Origin of the sequence: Streptomyces sp. SID14436, from assembly GCF_010548465.1 — a bacterium.
GTDB lineage: Bacteria > Actinomycetota > Actinomycetes > Streptomycetales > Streptomycetaceae > Streptomyces.
The window spans coordinates 1-7,138 of record NZ_JAAGMD010000823.1 but is presented as its reverse complement, the minus strand read 5'-3'; the positions used below and the strand labels follow the sequence as shown (position 1 = coordinate 7,138).

The 7,138-nt window shown below is 72.5% G+C and carries 6 protein-coding genes and 1 pseudogene; all 7 read left to right on the top strand.

What is annotated here, in order from left to right:
• Positions 1 to 426 (top strand): annotated as a pseudogene (locus G3I53_RS30025) (rRNA cytosine-C5-methyltransferase); the annotation flags it as partial.
• A gap of 118 nt (positions 427 to 544) precedes the next feature.
• The gene (rpe, locus tag G3I53_RS30020) at positions 545 to 1,231 is read left to right on the top strand and encodes a ribulose-phosphate 3-epimerase (RefSeq protein ID WP_164334254.1); all 687 of its coding nucleotides are present in this window, start codon (positions 545 to 547) and stop codon (positions 1,229 to 1,231) included.
• Between the two features lie 78 nt (positions 1,232 to 1,309).
• The gene (locus G3I53_RS30015) at positions 1,310 to 2,353 is read left to right on the top strand and encodes a sugar-binding domain-containing protein (RefSeq protein ID WP_164334253.1); all 1,044 of its coding nucleotides are present in this window, start codon (positions 1,310 to 1,312) and stop codon (positions 2,351 to 2,353) included.
• 226 nt (positions 2,354 to 2,579) lie between these two features.
• On the top strand, positions 2,580 to 4,022 hold the full coding sequence (locus tag G3I53_RS30010) for a GuaB1 family IMP dehydrogenase-related protein (protein WP_164334255.1): 1,443 nt from the start codon (positions 2,580 to 2,582) through the stop codon (positions 4,020 to 4,022).
• 295 nt (positions 4,023 to 4,317) lie between these two features.
• Positions 4,318 to 5,796 carry an amino acid permease gene (locus tag G3I53_RS30005; protein ID WP_164334252.1) on the top strand — a complete coding sequence of 493 codons (1,479 nt, stop codon included), beginning with the start codon at positions 4,318 to 4,320 and terminating at the stop codon, positions 5,794 to 5,796.
• 10 nt (positions 5,797 to 5,806) lie between these two features.
• The gene (locus G3I53_RS30000) at positions 5,807 to 6,259 is read left to right on the top strand and encodes an Lrp/AsnC family transcriptional regulator (RefSeq protein WP_164334251.1); all 453 of its coding nucleotides are present in this window, start codon (positions 5,807 to 5,809) and stop codon (positions 6,257 to 6,259) included.
• A gap of 265 nt (positions 6,260 to 6,524) precedes the next feature.
• The coding region (locus G3I53_RS29995) for an MFS transporter (RefSeq protein WP_164438967.1) at positions 6,525 to 7,138 on the top strand (614 nt) is incomplete at its 3' end.

Genomic DNA, 7,138 nt, shown 5'->3' with positions numbered 1-7,138 from the left:
CCGTACCAGGTGATCGCCGCCGACGGCACCCGCCCGCCGTGGCGGCCCGGCAGTTTCGACCGGGTGCTGGTCGACGTGCCGTGCACCGGGCTCGGGGCCCTGCGCCGCCGCCCGGAGGCACGCTGGCGGCGCCGCCCCGCCGACCTGGACGGCTTCGCGCCCCTCCAGCGCGGGCTGCTGCGCACCGCCCTGGAGTCCGTGCGGGTCGGCGGAGTGGTCGGCTACGCGACCTGCTCGCCGCACCTCGCCGAGACCCGGGCCGTCGTCGGTGACCTGCTGAAACAGTTCCCGGACACCGAGCTCGTCGACGCCCGCCCGCTGCTGCCGGACCTGCCCGGCCTGGGGGAGGGGCCCGATGTGCAGCTCTGGCCGCACCTGCACGGCACGGACGCGATGTACCTGGCACTGATCCGCCGGACCGGCTGACCCCGCCCCGCCCGCGCCCGCCCGGCGCGGGCCCCGGCCGGTAGGTGAAAGGTGCCGGGAACCGGCAAAGGTCTGGACCGGCGGGAGCAGGCCGGGCCGGGCATGGCAGGCTTGGTGCATGGCCGCGCAGATCAACCCCAGCATCCTGTCCGCCGATTTCGCCCGCCTCGCGGACGAGGCGAGGGCGGTCGAGGGAGCCGACTGGCTCCACGTCGACGTCATGGACAACCATTTCGTCCCCAACCTCACGCTCGGCGTGCCGGTCGTGGAGTCGCTCGCCCGCGCGACGGACACCCCGCTGGACTGCCACCTGATGATCGAGGCCCCCGACCGGTGGGCGCCCCAGTACGTGGAGGCGGGCGCCGGCTCGGTCACCTTCCACGTCGAGGCCGCCGCCGCGCCCGTCCGGCTCGCCCGCGAGATCCGAGCCAAGGGCGCCCGCGCCTCCATGGCGCTCAAGCCCGCGACGCCGGTCGAGCCGTACGAGGACCTGCTGCCCGAGCTGGACATGCTGCTGATCATGACGGTTGAGCCGGGCTTCGGTGGGCAGGCATTCCTCGACATCATGCTGCCGAAGATCCGCCGCACCCGTGAGCTGATCCGCAAGCACGGCCTCGAGCTGTGGCTGCAGGTCGACGGCGGGGTGTCGGCGGCCACCATCGAGCAGTGCGCGGACGCGGGCGCCGACGTCTTCGTCGCGGGATCCGCCGTGTACGGGGCCGAGGACCCGGCCGAGGCGGTCCGTGCCCTGCGCGACCAGGCGGAGGCCGCCACGGGCAAGGCGTCCTGGGCGTGCGACCACTGAGCGTCCGGGACGTGAACGGCAGCCAGCAGCACCCATCGACAGCGCCGGATCTGCAAGGATGAACGGCGAATCCAGAGTGTGAACAGCAGTGAGGAGATCGCCGTGTCGGGTATGTCGGCGGGCCGGTCAGCCATGCGGATGGGACCCGCTGAGCTGGTGCAGGCGGCGGCCATGGCCCGCCGCTTCTACCTCGAGGGAAAGTCCAAGATCCAGATCGCGGAGGAGTTCGGCGTCAGCCGCTTCAAGGTGGCCCGGGTACTGGAGACCGCCCTCGAACGGGATCTCGTGCGCATCGAGATCCGTGTGCCGGCCGAGCTGGACGCGGAGCGCTCCGACGCGCTCCGCGCCCGCTACGGCCTGAGGCACGCCGTGGTGGTCGAGTCCCCGGCCGAGGCCGAGGAGACCCCCGACCCCGAGAATCTGGGAGAAGTGGCCGCCGACCTGCTCGGCGAACTGGTCGACGAGGGGGATGTGCTGGGGCTGGCCTGGGGCCGGTCCACCATCCACATGGCGGCGGCCCTCGACAAGCTGCCGCCGTGCACGGTGGTGCAGCTCACCGGGGTGTACGACGCCGGGACCGCCGAGCGCGGCTCGGTGGAGGCGGTCCGGCGCGCCGCGCAGGTGTCGGGCGGCGACGCCCACCCCATCTACGCGCCGATGCTGCTCCCCGACGCGGCCACCGCGCAGGCGCTGCGGCACCAGACCGGCATCGCGCGGGCCTTCGAGTACTTCGACAAGGTCACCGTGGCGTGCGTGTCCATCGGCTCCTGGGAGCCGGGCATCTCGACGGTCCACGACATGCTCAGCGACGAGGAGCGGGCGCACTACGCCTCCCTCGGGGTCGCCGCCGAGATGTCCGCGCACCTCTTCGACTCCGACGGCCGCCGCATCGGGCGCGACCTGGGGGAGCGGTGCATCACCGTCAAGGCCGACCAGCTCCGCCGCATCCCCGAGGTGGTCGCCATCGCGGGCGGGCAGCGCAAGGGCCCCGCGATCGACGCGGTGCTGCGGTCCGGGCTCGTCACCAGCCTGGTGACCGACACCTCGGCCGCCGACTACCTGCTGGCCGCCGGTCCGGCGCCGAAGCCCGCCCTCAACCGGTCGGACCCCGACGGCATCTGACGCCCCGTCGCCCGTGCGGCGGGTCCGTGCCGGACCCGCCGCGGCGGGGTGCGTCCCGGCGGCCCGCCCGGCGCTGTTCGGAGGTTCCTCCAATGGGGTGCGGGCCAGGGCTGGACGATGTGACCGCGGGGGACCGGCCGTCCGTCGTGAGAGAATGAAGTACGTGCTCTTTCCCCCTGGCTGACCTGTCCGGGGGCCACTTCTGATCGACTGGGATGTGCAGCACGTGCGTTTCCTCAACGACATCCAGCCCCCGTACGACCTGACGTACGACGACGTGTTCATGGTGCCGAGCCGCTCCGCGGTCGGCTCGCGTCAGGGCGTGGACCTCAGCTCCCCGGACGGCACTGGCACCACCATCCCGCTCGTCGTCGCCAACATGACCGCCATCGCCGGACGCCGCATGGCCGAGACCGTGGCCCGCCGCGGCGGACTCGTGGTCATCCCGCAGGACATCCCGATCGAGGTCGTCACCGAGGTCGTGGCCTGGGTCAAGAGCCGTCACCTGGTGCTCGACACCCCGATCGTGCTCGCCCCGCACCAGACCGTGGCCGACGCCCTGGCCCTGCTGCCCAAGCGGGCGCACAACGCGGGCGTCGTGGTCGACGACGACGGGCGGCCGGTCGGCGTGGTCACCGACAACGACCTGTCCGGCGTGGACCGCTTCACCCAGCTCGCCGAGGTCATGTCCCAGGACCTGCTGCTCATCGACGCCGCCATGGACCCGCGTGAGGCCTTCAACACCCTCGACGGCGCCAACCGGCGCTACGCCCCGGCCGTCGACTCCAGCGGCCGCCTGGCGGGCATCCTGACCCGCAAGGGCGCCCTGCGCGCCACGCTGTACACGCCGGCCACCGACGCCCGGGGGCGGCTGCGGATCGCCGCCGCCGTCGGCATCAACGGCGACGTCGCCGGGAAGGCCCAGCAGCTGCTGGGCGCGGGCGTGGACACCCTCGTCATCGACACCGCGCACGGCCACCAGGAGTCGATGATCAACGCGCTGAAGCTGGTGCGCGACCTCGACCCGCAGGTGCCGGTCGCCGCGGGCAACGTCGTCGCCGCGGCCGGTGTGCGCGACCTGATCGAGGCGGGCGCGGACATCGTCAAGGTCGGTGTCGGCCCCGGCGCCATGTGCACCACCCGCATGATGACCGGCGTCGGCCGGCCGCAGTTCTCCGCCGTGCTGGAGTGCGCCGCCGAGGCGCGCAGGCACGGCAAGCACGTGTGGGCCGACGGCGGCATCCGCCACCCGCGCGACGTCGCCATGGCCCTCGCCGCCGGTGCGTCCAACGTGATGGTGGGCTCCTGGTTCGCCGGGACCTACGAGTCCCCCGGCGACCTCCAGCACGACGCGAACGGACGCCCCTACAAGGAGTCCTTCGGCATGGCCTCCGCGCGTGCCGTGCGCAACCGCACCTCGGAGGAGTCGTCCTACGACCGCGCCCGCAAGGCGCTGTTCGAGGAGGGGATCTCCACCTCCCGCATGTTCCTGGACCCGGACCGCCCCGGCGTCGAGGACCTGATCGACTCGATCATCGCGGGCGTCCGCTCCTCCTGCACCTACGCCGGCGCCGGGTCGCTGGAGGAGTTCGCCGAGAAGGCCATCGTCGGCGTCCAGAGCGCCGCCGGATACGCCGAGGGCAAGCCGCTGCACGCCAGCTGGATCTGATCCGTACCGCTCTCCCGCCCGGCTCCGCCGGCCCGACCCGGGGCCGGCGGAGCCCGTCGGCGTGCCCCGCCGCGCCGGCGGGAAGCGGCGTGCGCAACGAACAGCCACCCGGTCCCCGCGAACGCAATGATCTTGCGGAGACGCGCAAGGTTGCTGCATTTCGAAGGCAACGCGCGAACTCGTAGGGTTACGCGCTGTACGTGGTGCGGCGGGGACCCGCCCGACGGGTCCCGGCTGTCGCGGGAGTCCGCCGGTCCCCCTCGCGCAGGACCGGCAGTGACGAAGGAGTCAGCGCGTGCTCGACCAAGGCGCACCCCCGCTCAACCCGCCTCCCCCCACCCCGCCCGCCCAGGGCGCCGGTGCGCGCCTGATGCGTCGCAAGCCCGTGGAACGCCTGGTCGCGGAGGGCGGCCACGGCGAGGGCGGGTCGCTGCGCCGCTCCCTCGGGCTGTGGCAGCTCACCATGATCAGCATCGGTGCCACCCTCGGCACCGGCATCTTCGTGGTGCTCGGCGAGGCCGTGCCCAAGGCCGGCCCGGCGGTCACCCTCTCCTTCGTGATAGCCGGACTGACCGCCCTGTTCTCCGCCCTGTCCTACGCGGAACTGGCCGGCACCATCCCCGTCTCCGGCTCCTCCTACTCGTACGCGTACGCAACGATGGGCGAACTCGTCGCCTGGGTCTGCGGCTGGTGCCTGATGCTGGAGTACGGCGTCTCGGTCGCCGCCGTCGCCGTCGGCTGGGGCGAGTACCTCAACGAACTCCTCGACGGCACCATCGGCGTCACCATCCCCGCCGCGCTGTCCGCGCCGCCCGGTGACGGAGGCGTTTTCAACCTGCCCGCGCTGATCGTCGTCCTGCTCGCCATGGCGTTCCTCATGGGCGGCGCCCGCGAGTCCGCCCGGGCCAACACGATCATGGTCGTGGTGAAGATCGGTGCCCTGGTGCTGTTCTGCGCCATCGGCGTCCAGGGCTTCCGCTCCGGCAACTACGACAACTTCATGCCGCTCGGCATGGCCGGAGTCAGCGCCGCCGGGGCGACCCTGTTCTTCTCGTACATCGGCTTCGACGCCGCCTCCACCGCGGGCGAGGAGGCCAAGAACGCCCAGCGCGACCTGCCCCGCGCGATCCTGCTGTCGCTCGCCATCATCACCGCGCTCTACGTGCTGGTCGCCGCCGTCGCCGTGGGCGCCAAGCCCTGGCAGCGGTTCACCGAGTCGGAGGCCGACCTCGCCCAGATCATGACCGAGGTCACCGGCCAGTCCTTCTGGGGCACCCTGCTGGCGTTCTGCGCGGTCATCGCCATCGCCAGCGTCGTCCTCACCGTGCTCTACGGCCAGACCCGCATCCTGTTCGCCATGTCCCGCGACGGGCTGGTGCCCAAGGTGTTCGGCCGGGTCAGCCCCAAGACCGGCACGCCCCGCCACAACACCCTGATCGTGTCCCTCTTCTGCGGCGTGCTCGCCGCCGCCATCCCCCTCGGCCAGCTCGCCGACGCCACCAGCATCGGCACCCTGTTCGCGTTCGCCCTGGTCAACGTGGCCGTCGTGGTGCTGCGCCGGAGCCGCCCCGACATGCCCCGCACCTTCCGCGTGCCGCTGTCGCCGCTGCTGCCCGCCGTCGGCCTCGGCTTCTGCCTGTGGATGATGGGCAGCCTGTCCACCGTCACCTGGGCCGTCTTCGGTGTCTGGATGGCCGTGGGACTCGTGTTCTACTTCGGGTACGGCTACCGCCGCTCCCGGCTCGCCGCATCGGACACCACGGAAGCAAAGTGAACCACCCGCAGTGCTGAACGATCTCGACGAACGCATCGTGCACGCCCTCGCCGAGGACGCCCGCCGGTCCTACGCGGACATCGGCCAGGCCGTCGGCCTCTCCGCCCCCGCCGTGAAACGGCGCGTGGACCGGCTCCGCGCCACCGGGGCCATCACCGGATTCACCGTCCGGGTCGACCCGGCCGCGCTCGGCTGGGAGACCGAGGGGTTCGTCGAGATCTACTGCCGCGGCAACACCTCCCCGGAGACCATCCAGCGCGGTCTGGAGCGCTACCAGGAGGTCGTGTCCGCCTCCACCGTCACCGGGGAGGCGGACGCGGTCGCGCAGGTCTTCGCCTCCGACATGCGGCACTTCGAACGGGTGCTGGAACGCATCGCCGGGGAGCCCTTCGTCGAGCGGACGAAGTCCGTGCTGGTGCTGTCGCCGCTGCTGCGCCGCTTCTCCTCCGGGTCGCCGACCTAGGGCCGTGTCTTCCGGATCACTCCGACTCGGATCGACGGCGCCTTGACAGTTGCCGGTGAGCCCCGCGGCCCCGGGGTGATCCGAAAGACACGGCCTGGAAGGCCGGGCAACGGCTCCGCCGGTGCCGGGACGGATCCCGGTCCGGCGGACTACCATCGGTGGCATGACCTGGCGACATTGATTCCCCCGCCGTGCCTCCCGAGGGCCGCCCCGGGCGCCGTACGTCCCACGTCCGGTGTCCGAACCGCCCTTACGGGAAGGCCTCATGCCCCTCACGTCCACGCGTGCGCCCCGCGACCCCGTCCGCCGGCTGACCAGCACGCTGTACGGCTACGCGTTCCTCGAGGAATGCGTCCTGCTCTACCCGGTGTACGCGCTGCTGTTCAGCGACACCGGCCTCTCGGTCGGGGAGATCTCCTCCCTGTTCGCCCTCTGGTCGATCACCAACATCGTGCTGGAGATCCCGTCCGGCGCCTGGGCCGACGCCGTGTCCCGCCGGCTGCTGCTGTGCCTCGGCCCGCTGTTCACCGCCGCCGGCTTCGCCCTGTGGATCCTGCTGCCCTCCTACGGCTCCTTCGCGGCCGGCTTCGTGCTGTGGGGCATCGGCGGAGCCCTCGCCTCCGGTGCCATGGAGGCGCTGGTCCACGACGAACTCGACCGGCTCGGCGCCGCCGGCCGCTACGCCCGTGTCATGGGGCGGGCGCGTGCGGCCGGCCTGATCGCCGTGATGGCGTCGATGCTGCTGGCCGGCCCCGTCCTGACCTGGGGCGGCCACCTCGCCGTCGGCGCGGCCAGCGTCCTGGTGTGCCTGCTGGCGGCGGCCACGGCCACCCGCTTCCCCGAGCACCGCACGCCGCCGGCCGGGCACGACCGCTGGAC